We start from the raw sequence: 21,476 nt of genomic DNA, 5'->3' as shown, positions 1-21,476 counted from the left end.
ATGACGATGTCCAGACGCAATACTGACGCTATCACCATTCATAGCATTTTGGACTGGATCGAAGATAACCTGGAATCGCCGCTCTCCCTTGAAAAAGTGTCAGAGCGTTCAGGTTACTCCAAATGGCACCTGCAACGGATGTTCAAAAAAGAGACCGGCCATTCACTAGGTCAATATATTCGCAGTCGCAAGCTGACGGAAATTGCCCAGAAACTGAAAGAAAGCAATGAGCCGATCCTTTATCTGGCAGAGCGTTACGGATTTGAATCACAGCAAACCCTGACGCGTACGTTTAAGAACTATTTTGACGTGCCGCCTCATAAGTACCGAATCACCAGCGTACCCGGAGAATCCCGATACCTGTATCCGTTAAAACATTGTAGTTAATCATCGCCTGTAAAAGACGTAACCGAGGAAATCATGAAAGTTATCGCCTCCGCCGCCCTCGCCTTGCTGGTGCTGTTTTCCAGCCAGACCTTCGCGGAGCAAACCCCAGGTGCAACGCAGCAAAATAATCGTGGCACGATGATTTTGCCGTCAGCACATGACCAGTCACCCTATGATTTCAACCACATGGGGACTGGTAGCGACAAATCCGACGAATTAGGCGTGCCTTATTATAATCAGCACGGCTTCTGATTCGTTTTTGCCCCGCCACTGCGGGGCTTTTTTATGCTCTAGCCTCTGACGCGCGCCGCCCGCCGTACCCGCAAGCCAAACACGTTGATATACAGCCCCGCCATAATCAGCACGGCCCCCAGCAACTGCTGCGCGCTCAGCGTTTCATCCAGCAATAGCGCCGCACTGGCGAGCCCAACCACCGGCACCAGCAGAGACAGGGGCGCCACGCGCCAGGTTTCATAACGCCCCAGCAGCGAACCCCAGATCCCATAGCCCACAATCGTGGCGACAAAGGCCAGATAAATCAGAGAAAGGATCGTGGTCAAATCGATATCGACCAGGCTTCTCAGCATCACATCCGGACCATCCAGAATAAACGACGCCGCCAGAAACGGGATGACCGGAATTAACGCGCTCCAGACCACCAGCGACATCACCTGCGGCCGCGCCGCGTGCTGCATAATCAGCTTGTTGAAGATATTCCCGCACGCCCAGCTCAGCCCCGCTGCCAGCGTAAGCATAAAGCCCAGCAGCGCCACATCCTGACCATTCAGGCTGGCTTCAATCAGCACCAGTACGCCAACCACCGCCAGCGTAATCCCCGCCAGCTGTTTGCCCTGCAAACGTTCGCCAAATACGAACGCACCGAGAATGATGGTAAAGAACGCCTGCGCCTGCAAAACCAGCGAGGCAAGACCGGCAGGCATACCAAACTTGATGGCGCAGAAGAGAAACGCGAACTGGCCAAAGCTGATGGTCAGGCCATAGCCCAGCAGTAATTTGAACGGGATTTTTGGACGCGCAACAAAAAAGATCGCCGGGAATGCTACTAACATGAAACGCAAACCGGCCAGCATAAGCGGGGGCATATTGTGCAATCCCAGCTTAATGACGACAAAATTGAGCCCCCATACTACGACCACCAGCAACGCCAGCAGTCCGTCTTTACGCGTCATACCCTGCCCCTGAATTATTAATAATTTGTTAACACTTCAAGGTAACAGAAAAAAGGACGCTGCGAGAAGATCATTAATTCTGGCAGGCAGCTGAAGCACTTACGGATAAACCAGGTGCTATACAAGCCCCTTATGTCATGGTAATCCTGTTAACACACCTCTAATAAAAGCATAAGCAACTGTCGGGCAGAAATATGAAACCATCTCTCAGGCGCTCAACCGCAGCGCTGCTGGCATCGTCATTGTTGTTAACCATCGGTCGGGGAGCGACGCTGCCGTTCATGACCATTTATCTCACGCGCGTCTACAACATGAGCGTCGAGAATATTGGTTATGCCCTGACGATTGCGCTGACCATCGGCGTGGTGTTCAGCCTGGGATTTGGCATTCTGGCGGATAAGTTTGATAAAAAACGCTACATGCTGATTGCGATCGTGGCGTTTATTGCCGGATTTGTCGCGATCCCGCTGGTGGATAACGTCACGCTGGTGGTGCTGTTCTTTTCCCTGATCAACTGCGCCTACTCCGTATTTTCGACGGTGCTGAAAGCCTGGTTCTCCGACGTGCTCACATCAAGCCAAAAAGCGCGTGTTTTCTCGCTCAACTATAGCTTCCTGAACATTGGCTGGACGGTCGGCCCGCCCATCGGCACCCTGCTGGTGATGTACAGCTTACAGCTGCCCTTCTGGCTGGCCGCTTTTTGCGCCGCGCTGCCGCTCGCGTTTATCCATTTCTTTGTGCAAAAAAGCGTCGCGCTGGATACCGCCGAGGAAAAAATGCCCTGGCAGCCGTCGGTGTTGCTGAAAGACCGCGCCCTGTTCTGGTTCACCCTCTCCGGCCTGCTCGCGTCGTACGTGGGCGGATCGTTCGCCAGCTGCATTTCGCAGTATGTTCTGGCCGCCCACGCCGACAGCGATTTCGCGCAGAAGGTCGTCGCCGTGGTGCTGCCCGTTAACGCCGCCGTGGTGGTGACGCTGCAATACGCGCTTGGGCGCAAGATTTCCGCCAGCAATATTCGCCCCCTGATGACCGCCGCGACGCTGTTTTTTATCGTGGGGCTGGGTGGCTTTATGCTCTCCGGGGAGAATCTGATTTACTGGGGTATCGCCGCCGCGATCTTTACGCTGGGTGAGATTATTTATGCGCCCGGTGAATACATGCTGATCGACAACATCGCCCCGCCGGGGATGAAGGCAAGCTATTTCTCCGCACAGGCGCTGGGCTGGCTGGGCGCGGCCGCAAACCCGATGATCACCGGGATTATCCTGACCAACCTGCCGCACTGGTCGCTGTTTGTGATTATGATGGTCGCCATCGTCATTGCGTGGCTGATGATTTTGCGTGGGATGAGCGTGAAGGCGTGGTGCGAGTCACCCAAGGTAGCGTAGCAACGTGTAGGCCGGGTAAGGCGTAGCCGCCACCCGGCAATAAAGCATCAATGGTGCAACATTTCTTCTACCACCTGCTCTTTGTACATCTCATTCGGATAATAGGTCGGCCAGTTATCCATCTCTTTCAGCAGCGCCTCGTGGGAGGTGTTGCCCATAAAAATATGGAAGTGCGAGGACGCTTTCGGCCCGATGGTATGGTCGCTGAACTGCACAAACTTCGGCGCCGTGCTGCTGGCATCCTGACACTCAAACAGATAGCGAACGCCTTTTTTGTCTGACGCATAGGTCAGAATTTTGTAGCCGCTGTAATTATAATGGCAACGGCTAACCGCTTTGCCCTTGTGGAACTCCATCACGTTATTTTCAATGCCAATGGCATCCACGTCCGTCGCATAGCCTTTACGATAATAGGCTTTCACCTCGTCGAAGGTTTTGCTTTTATCCTTCTGCGCTTTCTGTTTGAAGACCGGATCCAGCGATCCATCCAGCAGGAAAGGATAAACGGACTGCCAGGTACCGTCCCAGTCAGACAGCGCTCTGTCCTTCACGTCTTTATCCTCAAACACGCCGTTCGCCGCTTTCTGCTCCGCTTCGGTCATCTGATGACCGTGCGAGTGCGCTAACAGCTGGCCGCTGACCAGCAGCGCCCCCAGAGTCATGATCCATTTACCAAAATGTGCAGCCAAAATAACACCCTCATTCCGTTTAATAAGAATGAGAATGTTATATTATAACATATCAAATCGCAACCAGCCCGCGAACGCCCTCCTGCGCCATGTTTTCCCCCCGTCCACGCTGGATAATGGTGCCGCGCGACATCAGGAGATAGCTGTCGGCCAGCTCAGCGGCAAAGTCGTAAAACTGCTCGACCAGCAGGATCGCCATATCGCCTCTGTTCGCCAGCGTGCGGATCACCTGGCCAATCTCTTTTATCACCGAAGGCTGAATGCCTTCCGTCGGTTCATCCAGAATCAGCAGCTGCGGGCGGCTTGCCAGCGCACGGCCAATCGCCAGTTGCTGCTGTTGTCCGCCGGAGAGATCGCCACCGCGGCGGTGCTTCATCTCTTTGAGCACCGGGAAAAGCTGCCAGATCTCCTCCGGTACCTGCTTCGCCTCGTGGGCGGAAAAGCGCGACAGCCCCAGCAGAAGATTTTCTTCCACGGTCAGGCGCGGAAAAATCTCGCGTCCCTGCGGGACATACGCCACGCCAGACTGTACCCGCTGGTGCGGTTTGCTGTGGGTGATCGTCTTACCCTGCCAGATGACCTCCCCGGTTTTCGCCGGGATCAGCCCCATCAGACACTTCAGCAACGTCGTTTTCCCGACGCCGTTGCGCCCCAGCAGGCAGGTGACTTCTCCGGTGACGGCCTCAAAACTGACGCCGCGCAGGATATGGCTGCCACCGTAATACTGATTCAGTTCGTTAACCTGTAACATCTTCTCTCCTTAGCGCCCCAGATAGACCTCAATCACCTGCTCGTTGGCCTGCACCTCGCGAAGCGAGCCTTCGGCCAGCACGCGCCCCTGATGCAATACCGTCACGTGGTCGGCAATGGTTTCGACAAAGCCCATGTCGTGCTCCACTACCATCAGGGAGTGCTTACCCGCCAGGGTTTTGAACAACTCGGCGGTGTATTCCGTCTCTGCGTCGGTCATCCCGGCGGCGGGTTCGTCCAGCAGCAACAGATGCGGATCCTGGACCAGCAGCATACCTATCTCCAGAAACTGCTTTTGACCGTGCGACAGCAGCCCGGCGCGGCGATCGCGTTCGTTGCCAAGACGCAGTAAAACCAGCATCTCATCAATGCGATCGCGTTGTTCACCATTGAGTTTTGCCCGCAGGCTCGCCCAGACGGATTTATCGGTTTTCATGGCGATCTCAAGGTTTTCCCACACCGTCAACGCCTCAAAGACCGTGGGTTTCTGGAACTTTCGCCCAATCCCCTGACGGGCAATGGCCGCAGGCTCCAGCGCGGTCAGGTCGATCGATTGATCGTAAATAGCCCTCCCGCTTTTTGGTCGCGTTTTGCCGGTGATCACATCCATCAACGTGGTTTTACCGGCTCCGTTGGGGCCAATCACGCAGCGCAACTCGCCCACGCCGATATTCAGCGAGAGATCGGTCAGCGCCTGGAAACCGTCGAAATTGACGTTAATGGCCTCAAGCTGAAGCACCGGATCCGTCTGGTCACGGTAGCGGTCGCCGGGCAACTGGCGGGTAAATAATCCTTCCGTTGGCTGCATTATTTCTCTCCCTTACGAAACAGACCGTAGACACCGCGTGGTAAGAACAGCGTGACGGCGATAAAAATCAGCCCCAGGAACAGCTGCCAGTACTCCGGCATGGCGACGGTGAAAAAGCTCTTCGCCCCGTTCACCAGCGCCGCGCCAATTACCGGCCCCACCAGCGTGCCGCGCCCGCCCAGCGCCACCCAGATGGCGGCTTCTATCGAGTTCGTCGGCGACATTTCACCGGGGTTGATAATGCCCACCTGCGGGACATAGAGCGCCCCCGCCAGGCCACACAGCACCGCGGAGAGCGTCCAGACCAGCAGTTTGAACCCGCGCGGGTCGTAACCACAGAACGTCAGACGGTTTTCTGCGTCACGAACGGCGGTCAGGATTCGGCCAAATTTGCTTTTTGCCAGCGCAAATCCCGTCCCCAACGCCAGGAGCAGCAACAGTACGGTCGCCAGAAACAGTGCAATACGCGTGGAGGTTTCCGTCACCGAAAATCCGAGCAGCGTGGTAAAGCCGGTGAAACCGTTATTGCCGCCAAAACCGGTCTCGTTGCGAAAGAACAGCAACATCCCGGCATAGGTCAGCGCCTGGGTCATAATCGAGAAATAGACCCCTTTGATCTTCGAGCGGAAGGCAAACCAGCCAAACACCAGCGCCAGCAGCCCCGGCACCATGACAATCAGCACCAGCGCCCAGGCGAAGTGTTGGGTGCCCCACCAGAACCACGGCAGCTCACTCCAGGAGAGAAATGACATAAACGCGGGCAGACCGTCACCCGCCGCCTGGCGCATCAGATACATGCCCATCGCATAACCGCCGAGTGCGAAAAAGATACCGTGCCCAAGAGACAGCATACCGGCATAGCCCCACACCAGATCGAGCGCCACCGCAACGGTGGCATAGCAGAGGATCTTGCCCGTCAGCGTCAGCATCCAGGTCGATAACGCCAGCGGATGCGTTGCAGGCAGTAAGGCGAAAAACGGTAATATCAGCAGACACGCCACCAGCAGGCTGCCTGCGATCTGCGTTGTGCGTGGCGCTTTGCGCGCCAGCGTTAAGGTAAGCGGCTGGCTCATCAGTCAATAACCCTCCCTTTCAGCGCAAATAACCCCTGAGGACGCTTCTGAATAAACAGCACGATCGCCACCAGAATCACGATCTTGCCCAGCACCGCGCCCATCTGTGGTTCAAGGATTTTATTGAAAATGCCCAGACCAAAGGCCGCGGCCACGCTCCCTGCCAGCTGGCCCACGCCACCGAGCACCACCACCAGGAACGAGTCGATGATGTATCCCTGGCCCAGCTCCGGTCCGACGTTACCCAACTGGGATAATGCCACGCCGCCTAACCCGGCAATGCCGGAGCCCAGCCCGAATGCGAGCATATCGACACGCCCTGTCGGCACCCCACAGCAGGCAGCCATGCTGCGGTTTTGCGTCACCGCGCGCACGTTTAGCCCCAGACGGGTTTTATTCAGAATCAGCCAGGTAAAGAACAGTACCAGCAGCACAAAACCCAGCACCACAATACGGTTCCACGGCAGCGTCAGGTTGGCGAAAACCTGTACCCCGCCGGAAAGCCATGCCGGGTTCGCCACCTCCAGGTTCTGGGCGCCAAACGTCATGCGCACCAGCTGGATAAGCATCAGGCTGATGCCCCACGTTGCCAGCAGCGTTTCCAGCGGACGACCGTACAGATGACGGATCACGGTGCGCTCCAGCACCATTCCGATTGCCGCCGTCAGGCAGAACGCGACCGGTAAGGCGATAACCGGATAGAGCGCCAGCCACTGTGGCGCGAGGCTGGTCATGGCCTGCTGCACCATCCAGGTGGCATACGCGCCCAGCATCAGCATTTCACCGTGCGCCATATTGATGACGCCCAGCAGGCCGTAGGTGATAGCCAGCCCCAGCGCAGCCAGCAGCAGCACCGAACCGAGGGAAAGCCCCATAAACGCCTGACCCAGCAGATCGCCCCACATCAGGCGGTGCGTAATCTGGTTAAGGCTCTCTTCGGCAGCGGCGCGAACGCCGGCGTCCGGCTCGGTCTGCGCCTGGGTATACGGGGTGAGTCGGGACACCACGTCCGGATCGTCGGACTGGCCTAACAGTTCAGCAGCGTGGCGACGCACCTCCGCCTGCGGGCTTGCCAGCTGGAGATTCGCCACCGCCAGCAGCAGCGTCTGACGCGCTACCGCATCCGTTTCACGGTTTACCCGATTTTCCAGAAAAGCGAGCATCGCAGGTTGCGCATCTCGCTGCAGTTGACGGGCCGCCGCCCGCCTTTCCGTGACACTGTCACTGACCAGCTGATGCGTAGCGATAGCCGTGGCAGCAAGTACGCGCAGTCGGTTCGTCAGCCGTACCGCTTTGGTCTGCCCTTCAGTCGCCTTTGCTTCACCGAGGGGAACCATTCCGCCATTACGCTGCGCAAAAGCGTGCTTTTGGCTGTCGGTATACAGGTTTTCCTTTTGCAACGCCTGAAGCAGCGGCAGCCTGGCGGCATCCGGCGCGGCGGCCCACTGCGTCAGTAATTCCGCCTGCTGGGTGCGGCTGGCAGCAACGAAACGATCGGCATCCGATGCCTGCGCCATCCCTGGCAGCAGTCCGGTAAGCCATATAAGAGCGACGATCGTGCGCATGACGTTCATGGCTTGTCTCCCTGAGGTGATGGCTTAGTTGCTGGCGGTTTTCATCGGCTGGTCGGGCTTTTTGTCATTCCCGGCGATGAACGGACTCCACGGTTGTGCGCGGACCGGCTGTTCCGTCTGCCACACCACGTTGAACTGGCCGTTGCCTTCAATTTCACCGATCATGACCGGCTTATGCAGATGATGGTTGGTGGCATCCATGGTGAGCGTAAAGCCGGAAGGCGCTTTAAACGATTGGCCGGCCATTGCGGCACGCACTTTATCTACGTCGGTCGTGCCCGCTTTTTCCACCGCCTGCGCCCACATATGGATCCCTACGTAAGTGGCTTCCATTGGGTCGTTGGTGACGACAGTGTCGGCATTCGGCAATTTGTGTGCTTTCGCATAGGCTTTGTAATCCGCCACGAAGGCCTGGTTAGTTGGGTTGTCCACGGACTCAAAATAGTTCCACGCCGCCAGGTTACCCACCAGCGGTTTGGTGTCGATACCGCGCAGCTCTTCTTCACCGACGGAGAACGCCACTACCGGCACGTCGGTTGCTTTCAGCCCCTGGTTTGCCAGCTCTTTATAGAACGGCACGTTGGAATCGCCATTGATGGTCGAGACTACGGCAGTTTTGCCGCCTGCGGAGAATTTCTTGATGTTGGCGACAATCGTCTGGTAGTCGCTATGACCAAATGGGGTGTAAACCTCTTCGATGTCCTTATCCTCAACGCCTTTCGAATGCAGGAACGCACGCAGGATCTTGTTGGTGGTGCGCGGGTAGACGTAGTCGGTGCCCAAGAGGAAGAAGCGTTTCGCCGCGCCGCCGTCTTCGCTCATCAGGTATTCCACCGCCGGGATGGCCTGCTGGTTCGGTGCGGCACCGGTATAAAAGACGTTGGGTGACATTTCTTCACCCTCATACTGCACCGGATAGAACAGCAGGCCGTTCAGTTCCTCAAAGACAGGCAGCACCGATTTACGCGAAACGGAGGTCCAGCAGCCAAACACCACCGCGACTTTATCCTGGCTCAGCAGCTGACGCGCTTTCTCGGCAAACAGCGGCCAGTTTGAAGCGGGATCCACCACCACCGGCTCCAGTTTTTTCCCCAGTACGCCCCCTTTGGCGTTGATCTCGTCAATGGTCATCAGCGCGACATCTTTAAGCGGGGTTTCGGAGATGGCCATCGTGCCGGACAAAGAATGCATGATCCCCACTTTGATGGTATCGGCCGCCTGCACACCAAAACTCATTCCCATCGCCACGACGGACGCGGATAACGCAAAGGCTTTTAATAAGGTACGACGCTGCATATTTTCACTCCTGAAAAAGAACGCTGTGCAAAAACGTCCGTTACGGCATGGACGCGGAAAAAAATGTGTCAGCGAAGCAGGAGCAAAAAGGATGCCAGAATGAACATTGCGCTATGGCGGGGGATTGAACGCGGGATGTAAAGAGAACGACTCAGAATGGCACAGCGCTGCACTTTTATAATGCAGCGCTGGGGCGGTGTTTTTACCAGACTTCACTGGCGATCTGTGTCACCAGACGGACTTTGTCCCACTGCTGAGTTTCACTCAGGCTGTTGCCCTCTTCGGTCGAGGCAAAGCCGCACTGCGGGCTGAGGCAGATCTGCTCTTTGGCCACGTATTTTGCCGCCTCTTCCAGACGGGCTTTAACCCCTTCCGGGTTCTCCAGCTCTCCGTTTTTGGTGGTTATCAGCCCCAGCACCACCTGCTGCTTGCCCGGGCGAATAAAGCGCAGTGGCGCAAAATCACCGCTGCGGTCGTTATCATATTCCAGGAAGAAGGCATCTACGTTCACCGTACCGAACAGCACTTCCGCCACCGGCTCGTATCCCCCTTCCGAAATCCAGGTTGAACGGAAGTTGCCGCGGCAGACATGCAGCCCGATGGTCAGATCGTCCGGTTTACCTTCCAGCGCCTTGTTCAGCACGCGGGCGTAGATCTGCGCCAGCTCATCGGCATCATCGCCGCGCTCGCGGATCTGACGACGCTGATCGTCCGAACAGAGGTAGGCCCAGACGGTGTCGTCAAGTTGCAGGTAACGGCAGCCTGCATCATAGAAGGCCCGGATAGCGTCGCGCCAGGTGGTCGCCAGATCGTCAAAATAGTCGTTCAGGTCCGGGTAAACCGTCGCGTCGATATCTTTGCGGCCGCCGCGGAAATGAAGCACGCTTGGGCTGGGAATGGTCATCTTCGGCTGCGCATTACCGCTGATGCTTTTCAGATAGCGGAAATCGTCCAGCATCGGATGATCGCCAAAGCCCAGCTTGCCGGTGACGCGCACGCCGTGGGCTTTGGTCTGTACCCCGTTGAACTGAATACCCTGCTGCGAATCGTAACGCTCAACCCCCTGCAGGCCATCGAAGAAATCGAAGTGCCACCAGGCACGGCGAAATTCACCGTCGGTCACCACATGCAGACCGCACGCACACTGCTGCTCGACGACGTGGCGAATGGCATCGTCCTCCACCGCGCGAAGCTGTCCGGCATCTATCTCACCGCTGGCGAACTTCAGGCGGGCCTGTTTAATGGCATCAGGACGTAAAAAACTGCCTACTACATCGGCGCGGTATGGGGCGTGCTGTCGTTGCATGGAAATCTCCTCTGTCTGACGGTAATAATTGCCGGCAGTGATAATTCATTATTTGAATATTTAGACTTCTGGATGTCTAAATGTCCAAAAAAGATGTCATACCTCACCGGCTCCGGCAAACGAGAAAATTTCACGGGTGTTGAAAAAAATTCATCTTCACAGGGCGGAAACGGATCCCTGACTGGCAAACGCGTAGCGTTCATCTTCCCAGCCGGTGATACCGCCCAGCATGATTTTGACCGGCAACCCGAGTCGCGCCAGCTTCAGCGCAGCCCTGTCCGCGCCGTTACAGTGCGGCCCCGCACAGTAAACGACAAACAGCGTGCCGTCCGGCCACCGGGCCATGCGTTCAGCAGTAATCTGGCTCCACGGCATGTGCAGTGCCCCGGGGACATGACGACGTGCGAATTGTTCCGCACTCCCTACCACATGCAGCAGCACGAAGTCCTGCTCATGACTGGCGATGGCATGATGCACATCGGCACAGTCGGTTTCGACACTCAGGCGACGCAGAAAATGGGTAACGGCTTCCTGCGGCTCGGCAGCCGGAAATTCAGTAACATAGCTCATGATCCTTCCTCATCTTTGGCGTTTGTGTTAACACTACTCTATCCACAAATTCAGCCCATGAATGCGCTTGCTTATGCCAGAAAACAGCAAAAAGATGACAAACTTAAGACAGGTTACCCGCCCTCAGGTGGTGGTGCTGGCGTATGACGGCCTGTGTACCTTTGAGTTTGGCGTGGCGGTTGAGATTTTTGGCCTGCCACGTCCTGAGCTGGGCGACGCCTGGTATCGCTTTGCTGTGGCAGGTGTGGATAGCGGAGAATTGCGGGCGACGGGCGGGATCCGCATGGTGACTGATGGTGATTTGAGCCTGCTTGAGTCTGCGGATCTGATCGTGGTTCCCGGCTGGCGGGGGCTGGACGCGCCGGTTCCCAGGGCACTGTGCGACGCATTGCGCCAGGCCAGCGCTCGTGGATGCCAGCTGCTGTCCATCTGCTCGGGTGTGTTTGTGCTGGCCGCAACGGGACTGTTGAACGGGCGCAAAGCCACAACCCACTGGCGCTACATTGAGGCGCTTAAAGCCCGCTACCCTGACATCGACGTGGTTGAAGACGTACTCTATCAGGACGAGGGGGATATTCTGACTTCTGCTGGTAGCGCGGCGGGCATCGATCTCTGTCTGCACGTCGTCCGCCGGGATTATGGCATGGAAACCGCCAACAGCGTGGCGCGTCGGCTGGTTATTCCTCCCCACCGGGATGGTTCGCAGCCGCAACAGCTGAGCCGCCCGGTGGCACAGCTACGGGAGAGCCAGCGTCTGGGGCAGCTGTTTGATTTCCTGCACAACCATCTCGTTGAACCGCACAGCGTCGACTCGCTGGCGCGTCGGGTGGGCATGAGCCAGCGTACCTTCCTTCGTCGCTTCGAGGCGGCAACGGGAACGACACCGTCGCGCTGGCTGATCAATGAGCGTCTGTTGAGAGCAAAAGATTACCTGGAAAGCAGTCGGATGAGCATCGACAGCATCGCTGAACAGACCGGTTTTGGACAGGCGGCGACGTTGCGCCACCACTTTCGTCAGCAATTTGCCCTTTCGCCGGCCCAGTACCGCAAGCAATTTTCGCGTCCAGGTCCTGCCCGCTGAGGGATCCCCACAACATAATACCGACACAGACGCCCCTCTCCCTGAGGGAGAGGGCTGGGATGAGGGGCACATACGCGAAATGGCAAAAAAAAACCGCCATTATCTGGCGGTAAATGCTTGCATGGATAGATTTGTATTTTGGTCTCTACGTCCCCGACGCTCCATGGTCGGGCTGCGGATCCCTTACAAACTAACACTGATTAACTTAACGAAAGCTAAACAGCTCTATTAACTCGCTTTCGTGTTGATTTGCAAATAACGCATCAGACCCTGTTCGGCGCTCTGTTTTGCTTCATCATTAATCGCTTCGAGATAAAATGAACGCGAAACACCATAGGGGGCTTTTTCAGAAGGATACACCGCAAACTGGAATACTTTTCCTCTTGCCTGATGCAGGCAATCTAATTCCCAGCGCTGATCGTCTACTTGTTTGCTATTGCAGGCTACACGCCCGTAATCGCTGGTTAAATATGAACCAACACGGGTTTCTGCGGACTGAATATATTCTGGTTCGTCATTCCCGATATAGCGAACCCCTGCCGTAGCACCCACAGCAGCCACGAGGAGCGCAAACGCGATTATTTTTTTCATTTATTAAGACTCATTCCTTAGCCAGAGAATCCCTATTATATAGGATTATCCCTAATTCAAACGCCTGTTTATGGTCCAGAAGTGGTAGTTGACAGTGCTTTAGGCGCATTTAGGATATTTCTTAAAAACAATTCTGAGCCAACACTATTTGACATTTTCTTTGCCGTACTTTGAATTATTGAATAATAACACTAAGAAATAATCGCCATGATTATCCCCGCAACGTCACTCAGCGGTGAAACCATGATTAAAAAAGGGTTATCTCTCGTCATGCTTATTTGTGCGCTGTTTTCAGGGCAGCTTATAGCCGGGCACAAAGGGCATGAATATGTATGGGTAAAGAATGTGGGGCATCAGCTGCGGCACGAGGCCGACAGCGATGAATTACGCAGCGCAGCGGAAGAGTCAGCGGAGGGTTTGCGCGAACACCACCTGTGGCAGAAATCGCGCAAACCGGAGACGCACGTAAGGTAGTTAGCTCCCCTTACGTTTTGGCAGGGTTTTCATCAGATCGTCAGGACTGACGGAAGCGACAATGCTGCCCGGCTGCGGCATTTTGAAAATATGGTTTTTCATCTTGCCAATAACATGCATTTCGCAGGGACGGCAGTCAAACTTCAGGGTAAGGACTTCATCAACGTTGACCAGCTGCATGGGCGTCGCTTTCCAGCTCTTAATATTGCCTTTTGCCTGTTTCGGGCACAGATTGAAGGCGAAGCGGAGACAGTGCTTGGTGATCATCACCGGCACGTCGCCCTTCTCTTCATGCGCTTCATAGGCCGCGTCGATCAGCTGCACACCGTGGCGATGATAGAATTCACGCGCCTTATGGTTGTAGACGTTCGCCAGGAAAGATAAATGCGTATCCGGGTATACCGGGGCCGGAACAACTTCCGCTTTACGGCTACCGCGTGGATACTGGGCCAGACGCGCTTCATCCAGCAGCTCTGCCGTTTCACGGCGGAACTGGTTAAGCAGGCTGTTCGGCACAAACAGCGCGTCCGGCAGGTTAACCTCGATAGCGCGCGCGTAGTAAATCGTCTGCCCCAGCTTCGCCACGCCCTCCTTCAGGCTGTTAAGCGCTTTTTCCGCGTTGTTTGCCACCTCGAACAGGCCATCCAGCGTATGCGTCACGCTGATACCGTCTTCACAGGTCATGGTCAGAATCAGCTGTTCTTCCCAGCCGCCAAGCTCGATATCCACCGCGATACGACGCTCGCTGGAGGTTTTCAGCAGCGCCTGCTGCCAGTTATGATCGAGATTACGGTTAAGTGGCGCGTTCGGACGCGCCTTGTAGAGATCGGCAGGCATTTCATTCGGCCATACGCGATAGCGATTTTCACCGGTTTTTTCGACCGTATTAGCCCTGAAGCCCACCACTTCACGCTTAATCATCACGTTCAGGCCATCGCCATTCGCCAGCGGCTCCGTCACTTCAACATCAAGATGATCTTTCGCCACCTTCAGCACTTCACCGACCGGTAAACCGATGAACTTCGGTGAGTCGAACGCGCCGATATCGCCTTTACGGGCGTTCACGAAATAGTCCGTGCTGCCGCGGTGGAAGGTTTTTTCCGTCGACGGAATAAAGAAATGCTCGGTACGACCTGCCGACGCGCGCGCCAGATCGCCGCGGTCTTCGATGATGGCGTCCAGCATCTGACGGTAGTGCGCGGTGATGTTCTTCACATAGCTCATGTCTTTATAACGCCCTTCAATCTTGAAGGAACGGACGCCCGCATCAATCAGCGCGCCCAGGTTGGCGGTCTGATCGTTATCCTTCATGGAGAGGAGGTGTTTTTCGAACGCCACTACGCGGCCCTGATCGTCTTTCAGGGTATACGGCAGACGGCAGGCCTGCGAACAGTCGCCACGGTTGGCGCTACGGCCCGTCTGGGCGTGGGAAATGTTGCACTGACCGGAATAGGCCACGCACAGCGCGCCGTGGATAAAGAACTCGATCGTCGCGTCTGTCGCCTGGTGGATATCACGGATCTGATTCAGGTTCAGCTCACGGGCCAGAACGATCTGCGAAAAGCCGACGTCGGAGAGGAACTTCGCCTTCTCCACCGTGCGGATATCACACTGGGTACTGGCGTGCAGTTCAATCGGCGGAATATCCAGCTCCAGAACCCCCATGTCCTGAACAATCAGGGCATCGACGCCGGTCTGATAGAGATCGGCGATCAGTCGTTGCGCAGGCTCCAGCTCATCATCATGAAGAATGGTGTTCAGGGTCACGAACACTTTCGCCCCGAAACGGTGGGCGAACGGCACCAGGTCGGCAATATCGCGCAGGCTGTTGCTGGCGTTATGGCGGGCACCAAAGCCAGGGCCGCCAATGTAGACGGCGTCCGCGCCGTGAAGGATCGCTTCGCGGGCAATGGCGGCGTCACGGGCCGGGCTTAAAAGTTCAAGATGATGGGATTGCAGGCGCATACTTCGTCGTTATCCGTTATGGTCAAAATGGCGGCTATTGTAGTCAGAAGTCTACGACAGCGAAACAGTTTTGCGTAGCCTCAGCGGGGATAATGGATCAGAGAGTGAAAATGCACCGGCCGGTCGCTGCTGTTGCGGTAGGCATGCGGTTTATCACCGGCAAAACGGACGCCCGAGTCGGCATAAACCGTCTGCCATTCGCCGTCGATTTTCATCTCCAGCTCTCCGCTAATGACCACCACATGTTCAATCACGCCCGCCTCATGGGGCGTGGATTCGCTCAGGGCACCCGCCGCCAGCGTAATAGAGAAATGATCGAACCTCAGGGTCTCATCCCACGGAAAGAGCGGTTTGACGACCATCGCCTGCTGCTGCGGATCAAACACAGCCTGCCTGTCTGCCTCTGGCGTGATGAACGCGGAAAACGGAACGTTCAGCCCGGTGGCGATTTTCCACAGGGTCGATACCGTCGGGCTGGATTCATTGCGCTCAATTTGGCCGAGCATCGCTTTCGACACGCCGGCCTCGTCCGCCAGCTTTGACAGGCTCCAGCCACGTGCCTGACGCAGTGTTTTCAGTGTTGCTGCAAGATGTTGTGTGATGTCCATGTTCCCTCCTGGTGCCGATGATCATACCACTTGTACGCTATAACGCACAGTGCTACCGTAATACGGACGTTATAACGCACAACGGAGTTGCCATGCGCCCTTCCTCTCATCTTATTCCAGTCACACTGGCTGGATTTGTCGCCGTCCTGGTGGGTTATGCCAGTTCGGCCGCCATTATCTGGCAAGCCGCCGCCGCGGCAGGTGCCAGCGCGCAGCAAATCGCGGGCTGGATGACCGCGCTGGGGATTGGGATGGGGGTCAGCACGCTGGCGCTCTCCTGGTGGTTTAAAGCGCCGGTACTGACGGCCTGGTCAACCCCCGGGGCCGCCCTGCTCGCCACCAGCCTGCAAGGGGTGACGCTGTCTGAAACTATCGGTGTGTTTATCTTCGCTAACGCGCTTATTTTACTCTGCGGTATTACGGGGCTTTTCGCTCGTCTGATGACGCTGATCCCCCATTCGCTCGCGGCCGCCATGCTGGCAGGCGTGCTTCTGCAGTTTGGCCTGCTCGCGTTTGCACATCTTGACGGCCACTTTCTGCTGTGCGGTAGCATGATTGCCGCGTGGCTGCTGGCAAAAGCGCTGGCGCCGCGCTATGCCATCGTGGTTACGCTGCTGGCAGGTGGTCTCGTGGCATGGATAAGTGGTGACGTTGCCACCGATAAAGTCAGCCTCTCCGTTGTGATGCCTGAGTTTATTGCCCCCGACTTTACTTTTACCAGCCTGGTGAGTATCGGTTTGCCCTTCTTCCTGGTGACCATGGCCTCACAGAATGCGCCGGGCTTCGCCACGATGAAAGCCTCCGGCTACTCGCTGGCGGTCTCACCGCTCATCATCGTTACCGGTGGCCTGGCGCTGCTGCTTTCCCCCTTTGGCGTCTTCTCCATCTGCATCGCGGCCATTACCGCCGCCATCTGTCAAAGCGCTGATGCCCATCCGGATACGACTAAACGCTGGCAGGCGGCCATTGCAGCCGGTGGGTTTTATCTGCTGGCTGGAGTTTTCGGCGGGTCTATTACCGGGATCATGGCTGCACTGCCGCTGAGCTGGATCCAGACTCTGGCGGGGCTGGCGTTGCTTGGAACCCTCAGCGGGAGTTTATTTCAGGCCCTGAATCATGAAGCCGAACGTGACGCAGCCATCGTCACGTTTCTGATGACCGCGAGCGGCGTCACCCTTCTGGGCATCGGTTCGGCATTCTGGGGGCTGGTGCTGGGCGGGATATGCTATGCCCTGTTTTCACGCGCTCGCCGCGCGCAGCTGGGACGGCGTCATACCCATCACGCTGCGGAAACGGTTACTGAAGTGGCTGGCGGAGTTAAATCCGCAGGCCAGCGCGATGTCCGTTAGTGGCATTGCGCTATGCTGCACCAGGTTTTTTGCTTTTTCCATGCGTCGCTGCATCACGTACTGATGCGGTGCCAGCCCCGTCGACTGGCGGAACATGCGGGCAAAATGGTATTCGCTGAGGGCTGCCTGCGCCGCCAGCTCGGCCAGGGTTAACGGCTGGCCAAGATGCTCTTCTATGAAGGCCAGCACGTTGCGCAGAACGAAAGGCGATAACCCGCCGGTGACGACCGGCAGCTTCCACTGAACGTTGGAGTAGTTTTGCAGCAGATGGGTCATCAGCAACGTGGATGCTGTACTCAGGGTGAGCTGATTGGCCTGCTGCTGCCAGTCGCAGCCAAGTAAAAACTGGCGATACAGCGCGGTGATCTTCGGGTCACTGCCAAAAATGCGTTCGTCCAGCGTCAGCGACAGCGGCCGCTTATCCCAGATTTTTTCGCCCACGTCGCGCAGGTGTTCATCGGTGCAGTAGAGATGGACAAACGACAGGTCATCACGGATATCCCACGTCGATTCACTCTCTTTCGGCATCAGGCAGAAACGGTCCGGTCCCCCGCCGTTCTTCCAGCCTCCCGGCGTTTTTTGATAGCTCTCATAACCGTCGGCCACGTACAGGCTCAGGGTGTGATGATTGCTTTTAACCGTTATCGTATCGTGCTTGTTGTACCACGCCGCCAGTTGAATACCCGAGTTCAGCGAGACCGTCTCCCGCAGGACGGCATTCTGCTGACTAAGCGTTTCAAAGGTATCGTAAGCGTGAGACATAACCGTTAGCGCGTGAGTGATCGAACTGTCAGTCTAAGAATTGTTGTTCCCCGTTGCCAGTCCCCCGGAGAGAAAAAAGCGCAAGATTTTGCAAGTCTGCCGCAAGCCGGTGAAAGCCCACGGCGCTTTTCAGCGCCATACTGCGGGCTTTCGTGGTTTGAGAAGAGAAATGATATGAACGCATTATTATACGGACTGGTCGTGGTCATCTGGGGAACCACCTGGATTGCCATTTTCCTGCAGCAAGGTCCCGTGGCGGCCCCGGTGTCGATTTTCTGGCGTTTCGCCGTGGCCAGCGCCACGATGATGGTGGTGTTACTTGCCCTGCGTCGACTGCGTAAGCTGGCGCTACGGGATCACCTTTTTTGCATGCTTCAGGGATGCTGCGTTTTCTGCTTTAACTTCTGGTGCTTTTATACCGCGGCCGCGCACATCAATACCGGGCTGGAATCCGTCATCTTCTCCATGGCGGTGCTCTATAACGCCATTAATAGCTTTATTTTCTTTGGGCAGCGCCCGCCCGCGCGTTTCTGGACGGCGGCGGCATTGGGTCTGGTCGGGATTATTACCCTTTTCTGGGACGATCTACTTGCCAGCGGCTGGAGCGTATCGCTTCTGACGGGCATTGGCCTTTCTGCGCTCGGAACCTATGGTTTCTCGCTGGGCAACATGATCAGCATGCGCCATCAGCGCAGAGGCCTGGAAACCATGACCACCAACGCCTGGGCGATGCTTTACGGTACGCTGGTGATGGGCTGCATTGCCCTCTTCAGAGGGGACAGCTTTACCCCGGAATGGACGGTAACCTACATCGGCGCACTGCTCTATCTGGCTCTGTTTGGTTCGGTGATTGCTTTCGGCGCTTACTTCACGCTGGTCGGGCGTATTGGCCCCGGGAAAGCGGCGTACAGCACGCTACTCTTCCCGCTGGTAGCGCTCTCCATCTCAACGGTGTATGAGGGCTACGTCTGGCATCTCAACGGTATCGTCGGTTTACTGCTGATTCTGGGCGGGAATATGGTGATGTTCACTAAACCCGAAACCTGGTTCAGGCGTTTACGGACGGCGTAAAAAAACGGCCTGCAATCTGCAGGCCGTGCATGATTTATTTTGCTGTTTTATGCACATCAAACATGGTGGCATCTGTCGCCATATCATCCACAACCTGCTTCAGCGTCGCAAAGGTCATTGGCGTACTTTCGTTGCTCAGCTCTTTACCTTCGCCCTTACGAACCACCTTCATCACCGGTTTGTTGGTGGCTGCGTCGATCAGCTCACCTTCAAAGAAGAGATGGGTATCCATGGTGCGATGGCCGGTTGCCATCTGCGTCCCCGCCACTACCAGCGCGACAGGCACCACTTCGTAGAACTGCAGGCCTTCTTTCTGCGAACTCACCCCTGTAATGGCACCCCGGAAAATCAGGCTATGTTTACCTGGTGTCGCCACTATAGGCTTACGAGTACCAATAGCCGTTTTCATTTTGGTATTGGTGTAGTTCAGCAGCTCATCAAGGGTTTTCTGCCCAATCTGAGTGGTCGGTTTAGGCGTAGGGTAATAGGTAATCGGCGTCCAGATAATACTGTCGTAATTCGCTTCGTTATAATTAGGATCGACCCAGCGCAGCGTCGGTTTGCCCGTCGCAGATGTCGTCTGTTGCAAGCCGGAGTAATCTTTTAAAAAGCCTGAATATTGTTCGGGGGCGGCGACTTTTGAAGAACAGCCTGCCAGGGCCAATAAACCAGTAAGCACTGCAACTTTAAAAAAAGTTTGAGTACGCATGATAGTTTTCCATGTTATCTGCAAGTATGCATTTGAAGTTATAGCAAAAGTCAGGCGGGTTTGTTGTGACAAAAAATGATGTAAGTAGCACAAATTGCAAAAAGAAGGCCCGGCTTCATACCGGGCAGCGAAAAATTACGGATTGATATCCACCTGCCAGAAGATATGTTTGCCAAACGGATCGATTTCGTAGCCTTTCACCTCCTTGCGCACCGGCTCGAAAATCGTTGAGTGGGCAATCATGACCGCTGGCATCTGGTCATGCATCATCTGCTGGGCCTCTTGATACAGCGCCACACGTTTATCGTGATCGGTTATCGATTTTGCTTCGGCGATGAGGTTATCAAACGGTTTATAGCACCATTTCGCCGAATTGGAGCCGCCATTTGCCGACGTACAGGTAAACAGCGGACCAAAGAAGTTGTCAGGATCGCCCGTTGCGGTCGTCCAGCCCATCAGCGCAGCCTGATGCTCCCCGCCCTTCACCCGCTTGAGGTATTCTCCCCATTCGTAAGTGACAATGTGGGTTTGTACGCCGATTTTCGCCCAGTCAGCCTGAATCATCTCGGCCATACGTTTCGCATTCGGGTTATAGGGCCGCTGCACCGGCATCGCCCACAGGTCAATGCTCACGCCGTTAGCAAGACCCGCCTCTTTCAGCAACGCTTTTGCTTTTTCAGGATCGTACGCGTAATCCTTTAGCTCGCTGTTGGCGCTCCAGACGCCGGGCGGTAACAGATTTTTCGCGACGGTTCCGGTGCCGTGGAACACCGCGTCGATAATGGCGGGCTTATTGATGGCCATCGCCAGCGCCCGGCGGACGTTCACATTATCCAGCGGCGGTTTTTGCGTATTAAACGCCAGGAAACCGGTATTCAACCCGGCCTTGTTCATCAGGTTAATATTTTTATTGGCTTTCATGCGCGGCAGGTCCGCCGGGTTCGGGAACGGCATTACCTGACACTCGTTCTTTTCAATTTTGGCAAAACGTACGGAGGCATCCGGCGTGATGGTAAACACCAGCCGGTCCAGCTTTGATTTGCCCTGCCAGTAGTCGGCAAACGCCGTGAACAGGATGCGGGAATCTTTTTGATACTGCGCCAGCTTAAACGGCCCGGTGCCGATCGGCTCCATATCCACCTTCTCCGGCGTGCCTGCTTTCAGCATCGCATCGGCATACTCGGCAGAGAGAATCGAGGCAAAATACCAGGCCAGATCGGCGACAAACGGCGCTTCCGGGTGTGCCAGGGTAAAGCGCACGGTGTGGTCATCGACTTTATCAATGGCGGTTATCAGGCTGCCAAACTCCAGGCTTTCAAAGTTGGAGTAGCTGCCGTTAGAGACGTTGTGATAAGGATGATTGACGTCTTTCTGGCGCATAAACGAGAAGATCACGTCATCGGCGTTAAAGTCCCGGGTCGGCGTGAAGGATTTATTGCTCTGAAATTTCACGCCCTGGCGCAGATGGAAGGTATAAACCTTACCGTCATCGCTCACCTCCCAGCGCTCTGCCAGGCTCGGCACCAGTTCTGTGGTGCCGGGTTTGAAATCGACCAGCCGGTTATAGACCGGTACGGCGCTGGCATCCACGCTGGTGCCTGAGGTATATAACTGAGGATTAAAATTTTCCGGTGACCCTTCGGAGCAATACACCAGCGTTTTCGCGGCAACGGAGGAACTGACCGTAAGCGCAGCAAGTGCCAGCATTAATGTTGTGCGTTTGCTTGTCATCATTTATTCCTGTCTTTTTAATTCGACGGCTAATTAATTCTTTTGCCATTTCATAAATAACATTAAAGTGATGTGGCAAACACCCGAAAAATAAATAAGGAAGA

The 21,476-nt window shown here is 55.8% G+C and carries 22 protein-coding genes; 7 read left to right on the top strand and 15 right to left on the bottom strand.

Translation table 11 applies throughout. The annotated features are described in order from the left end of the window. The first annotated feature begins 6 nt into the window (after window positions 1-6). Both marA and marB read left to right on the top strand, forming a co-directional pair. Window positions 7-387, top strand: a complete 381-nt coding sequence (gene marA, locus ACOTYN_RS10335; protein ID WP_008502237.1) for an MDR efflux pump AcrAB transcriptional activator MarA — start codon at window positions 7-9, stop codon at window positions 385-387. Window positions 388-420: 33 nt separating this feature from the next. Beyond that, on the top strand, window positions 421-639 hold the full coding sequence (gene marB, locus ACOTYN_RS10330; protein WP_014883824.1) for a multiple antibiotic resistance protein MarB: 219 nt from the start codon (window positions 421-423) through the stop codon (window positions 637-639). A 38-nt stretch (window positions 640-677) separates the two neighbouring features. Here marB and eamA read toward each other — a convergent pair whose 3' ends face one another. After that, window positions 678-1,577: an O-acetylserine/cysteine exporter gene (gene eamA / locus ACOTYN_RS10325; RefSeq protein ID WP_332957505.1), complete on the bottom strand. Its 900-nt coding sequence runs from the start codon at window positions 1,575-1,577 to the stop codon at window positions 678-680. A gap of 194 nt (window positions 1,578-1,771) precedes the next feature. Between eamA and ydeE the strand changes: the two genes are divergently transcribed. Continuing rightward, window positions 1,772-2,965 (top strand): efflux MFS transporter YdeE, encoded by a 1,194-nt coding sequence (gene ydeE / locus ACOTYN_RS10320; RefSeq protein ID WP_063434401.1) that lies wholly within the window; start codon window positions 1,772-1,774, stop codon window positions 2,963-2,965. A gap of 47 nt (window positions 2,966-3,012) precedes the next feature. Here ydeE and zinT read toward each other — a convergent pair whose 3' ends face one another. From zinT to ACOTYN_RS10280, 8 genes are all read right to left on the bottom strand, one after another. After that, window positions 3,013-3,654: a metal-binding protein ZinT gene (zinT, locus tag ACOTYN_RS10315; protein WP_071922243.1), complete on the bottom strand. Its 642-nt coding sequence runs from the start codon at window positions 3,652-3,654 to the stop codon at window positions 3,013-3,015. 52 nt (window positions 3,655-3,706) lie between these two features. Next, window positions 3,707-4,405 carry an urea ABC transporter ATP-binding subunit UrtE gene (urtE, locus tag ACOTYN_RS10310; RefSeq protein WP_332957509.1) on the bottom strand — a complete coding sequence of 233 codons (699 nt, stop codon included), beginning with the start codon at window positions 4,403-4,405 and terminating at the stop codon, window positions 3,707-3,709. Window positions 4,406-4,414: 9 nt separating this feature from the next. Continuing rightward, entirely contained in the window at window positions 4,415-5,212 is a 798-nt protein-coding gene (gene urtD / locus ACOTYN_RS10305) for an urea ABC transporter ATP-binding protein UrtD (RefSeq protein WP_023330407.1), read from the bottom strand. Then, entirely contained in the window at window positions 5,212-6,285 is a 1,074-nt protein-coding gene (urtC, locus tag ACOTYN_RS10300) for an urea ABC transporter permease subunit UrtC (protein ID WP_023337281.1), read from the bottom strand. The genes urtD and urtC overlap by 1 nt, the downstream gene beginning before the upstream one ends. Continuing rightward, window positions 6,285-7,859 carry an urea ABC transporter permease subunit UrtB gene (gene urtB / locus ACOTYN_RS10295; protein ID WP_047344234.1) on the bottom strand — a complete coding sequence of 525 codons (1,575 nt, stop codon included), beginning with the start codon at window positions 7,857-7,859 and terminating at the stop codon, window positions 6,285-6,287. Before urtB ends, urtC begins: the two co-directional genes overlap by 1 nt. A 24-nt stretch (window positions 7,860-7,883) precedes the next feature. Continuing rightward, the gene (gene urtA / locus ACOTYN_RS10290; RefSeq protein ID WP_014883816.1) at window positions 7,884-9,155 is read right to left on the bottom strand and encodes an urea ABC transporter substrate-binding protein; all 1,272 of its coding nucleotides are present in this window, start codon (window positions 9,153-9,155) and stop codon (window positions 7,884-7,886) included. 202 nt (window positions 9,156-9,357) lie between these two features. Beyond that, window positions 9,358-10,461, bottom strand: a complete 1,104-nt coding sequence (locus tag ACOTYN_RS10285; protein ID WP_063614274.1) for a cobalamin-independent methionine synthase II family protein — start codon at window positions 10,459-10,461, stop codon at window positions 9,358-9,360. A 156-nt stretch (window positions 10,462-10,617) separates the two neighbouring features. Next, the gene (locus ACOTYN_RS10280) at window positions 10,618-11,031 is read right to left on the bottom strand and encodes a rhodanese-like domain-containing protein (RefSeq protein ID WP_014883814.1); all 414 of its coding nucleotides are present in this window, start codon (window positions 11,029-11,031) and stop codon (window positions 10,618-10,620) included. 73 nt (window positions 11,032-11,104) lie between these two features. Between ACOTYN_RS10280 and ftrA the strand changes: the two genes are divergently transcribed. Next, on the top strand, window positions 11,105-12,112 hold the full coding sequence (gene ftrA, locus ACOTYN_RS10275) for a transcriptional regulator FtrA (RefSeq protein ID WP_071922244.1): 1,008 nt from the start codon (window positions 11,105-11,107) through the stop codon (window positions 12,110-12,112). A gap of 228 nt (window positions 12,113-12,340) precedes the next feature. Here the strand turns inward: ftrA and ACOTYN_RS10270 are convergent, their stop codons facing one another. Then, complete coding sequence (locus ACOTYN_RS10270) at window positions 12,341-12,703, bottom strand: hypothetical protein (protein WP_023330401.1); 363 nt, start codon at window positions 12,701-12,703, stop codon at window positions 12,341-12,343. A gap of 243 nt (window positions 12,704-12,946) precedes the next feature. Between ACOTYN_RS10270 and ACOTYN_RS10265 the strand changes: the two genes are divergently transcribed. Next, window positions 12,947-13,177, top strand: a complete 231-nt coding sequence (locus ACOTYN_RS10265) for a DUF2554 family protein (protein WP_063943331.1) — start codon at window positions 12,947-12,949, stop codon at window positions 13,175-13,177. Here the strand turns inward: ACOTYN_RS10265 and ACOTYN_RS10260 are convergent, their stop codons facing one another. Beyond that, a complete protein-coding gene (locus ACOTYN_RS10260) occupies window positions 13,178-15,142 on the bottom strand; it encodes a U32 family peptidase (RefSeq protein ID WP_332957517.1) in 1,965 nt (654 codons plus the stop codon). An 80-nt stretch (window positions 15,143-15,222) separates the two neighbouring features. Beyond that, window positions 15,223-15,750 (bottom strand): helix-turn-helix domain-containing protein, encoded by a 528-nt coding sequence (locus ACOTYN_RS10255; protein ID WP_014883809.1) that lies wholly within the window; start codon window positions 15,748-15,750, stop codon window positions 15,223-15,225. Window positions 15,751-15,842: 92 nt separating this feature from the next. Here ACOTYN_RS10255 and ACOTYN_RS10250 point away from each other — a divergent pair, with 92 nt between their 5' ends. Beyond that, the gene (locus ACOTYN_RS10250) at window positions 15,843-17,099 is read left to right on the top strand and encodes a benzoate/H(+) symporter BenE family transporter (protein ID WP_332957519.1); all 1,257 of its coding nucleotides are present in this window, start codon (window positions 15,843-15,845) and stop codon (window positions 17,097-17,099) included. Here ACOTYN_RS10250 and ACOTYN_RS10245 read toward each other — a convergent pair. Beyond that, window positions 16,989-17,861, bottom strand: coding sequence for a helix-turn-helix transcriptional regulator (locus ACOTYN_RS10245; protein WP_014883807.1), 873 nt, complete (start codon window positions 17,859-17,861; stop codon window positions 16,989-16,991). The genes ACOTYN_RS10250 and ACOTYN_RS10245 overlap by 111 nt on opposite strands. Window positions 17,862-18,035: 174 nt before the next feature. Between ACOTYN_RS10245 and ACOTYN_RS10240 the strand changes: the two genes are divergently transcribed. Then, window positions 18,036-18,932 carry a DMT family transporter gene (locus ACOTYN_RS10240; protein WP_014883806.1) on the top strand — a complete coding sequence of 299 codons (897 nt, stop codon included), beginning with the start codon at window positions 18,036-18,038 and terminating at the stop codon, window positions 18,930-18,932. Window positions 18,933-18,966: 34 nt separating this feature from the next. On the opposite strand, the gene ACOTYN_RS10235 is transcribed toward ACOTYN_RS10240, so the two are convergent. Further along, entirely contained in the window at window positions 18,967-19,641 is a 675-nt protein-coding gene (locus ACOTYN_RS10235; RefSeq protein ID WP_023330395.1) for a DUF3313 domain-containing protein, read from the bottom strand. A gap of 135 nt (window positions 19,642-19,776) precedes the next feature. Further along, a complete protein-coding gene (locus ACOTYN_RS10230) occupies window positions 19,777-21,372 on the bottom strand; it encodes an ABC transporter substrate-binding protein (RefSeq protein ID WP_071922247.1) in 1,596 nt (531 codons plus the stop codon). Window positions 21,373-21,476 lie beyond the last annotated feature (104 nt).

The sequence above is a fragment of the Enterobacter cloacae complex sp. IR5458 genome, assembly GCF_049238025.1.
In the GTDB taxonomy this organism is placed as follows: domain Bacteria; phylum Pseudomonadota; class Gammaproteobacteria; order Enterobacterales; family Enterobacteriaceae; genus Enterobacter; species Enterobacter kobei.
Note: the sequence above shows the minus strand (reverse complement) of the source record. Positions and strands in the feature narration are given on the sequence as shown.

Coding starts and splice junctions, on each gene's coding strand:
- ACOTYN_RS10265 (WP_063943331.1), top strand. CDS start 12,947: ATGATTAAAAAAGGGTTATCTCTCGTCATGCTTATTTGTGCGCTGTTT.
- urtB (WP_047344234.1), bottom strand. CDS start 7,859: ATGAACGTCATGCGCACGATCGTCGCTCTTATATGGCTTACCGGACTG.
- ACOTYN_RS10260 (WP_332957517.1), bottom strand. CDS start 15,142: ATGCGCCTGCAATCCCATCATCTTGAACTTTTAAGCCCGGCCCGTGAC.
- ACOTYN_RS10270 (WP_023330401.1), bottom strand. CDS start 12,703: ATGAAAAAAATAATCGCGTTTGCGCTCCTCGTGGCTGCTGTGGGTGCT.
- urtA (WP_014883816.1), bottom strand. CDS start 9,155: ATGCAGCGTCGTACCTTATTAAAAGCCTTTGCGTTATCCGCGTCCGTC.
- urtE (WP_332957509.1), bottom strand. CDS start 4,405: ATGTTACAGGTTAACGAACTGAATCAGTATTACGGTGGCAGCCATATC.
- ftrA (WP_071922244.1), top strand. CDS start 11,105: ATGCCAGAAAACAGCAAAAAGATGACAAACTTAAGACAGGTTACCCGC.
- ACOTYN_RS10280 (WP_014883814.1), bottom strand. CDS start 11,031: ATGAGCTATGTTACTGAATTTCCGGCTGCCGAGCCGCAGGAAGCCGTT.
- ACOTYN_RS10240 (WP_014883806.1), top strand. CDS start 18,036: ATGAACGCATTATTATACGGACTGGTCGTGGTCATCTGGGGAACCACC.
- marB (WP_014883824.1), top strand. CDS start 421: ATGAAAGTTATCGCCTCCGCCGCCCTCGCCTTGCTGGTGCTGTTTTCC.
- ACOTYN_RS10255 (WP_014883809.1), bottom strand. CDS start 15,750: ATGGACATCACACAACATCTTGCAGCAACACTGAAAACACTGCGTCAG.
- ACOTYN_RS10235 (WP_023330395.1), bottom strand. CDS start 19,641: ATGCGTACTCAAACTTTTTTTAAAGTTGCAGTGCTTACTGGTTTATTG.
- ydeE (WP_063434401.1), top strand. CDS start 1,772: ATGAAACCATCTCTCAGGCGCTCAACCGCAGCGCTGCTGGCATCGTCA.
- ACOTYN_RS10230 (WP_071922247.1), bottom strand. CDS start 21,372: ATGACAAGCAAACGCACAACATTAATGCTGGCACTTGCTGCGCTTACG.
- urtD (WP_023330407.1), bottom strand. CDS start 5,212: ATGCAGCCAACGGAAGGATTATTTACCCGCCAGTTGCCCGGCGACCGC.
- urtC (WP_023337281.1), bottom strand. CDS start 6,285: ATGAGCCAGCCGCTTACCTTAACGCTGGCGCGCAAAGCGCCACGCACA.
- ACOTYN_RS10250 (WP_332957519.1), top strand. CDS start 15,843: ATGCGCCCTTCCTCTCATCTTATTCCAGTCACACTGGCTGGATTTGTC.
- eamA (WP_332957505.1), bottom strand. CDS start 1,577: ATGACGCGTAAAGACGGACTGCTGGCGTTGCTGGTGGTCGTAGTATGG.
- marA (WP_008502237.1), top strand. CDS start 7: ATGTCCAGACGCAATACTGACGCTATCACCATTCATAGCATTTTGGAC.
- ACOTYN_RS10285 (WP_063614274.1), bottom strand. CDS start 10,461: ATGCAACGACAGCACGCCCCATACCGCGCCGATGTAGTAGGCAGTTTT.
- ACOTYN_RS10245 (WP_014883807.1), bottom strand. CDS start 17,861: ATGTCTCACGCTTACGATACCTTTGAAACGCTTAGTCAGCAGAATGCC.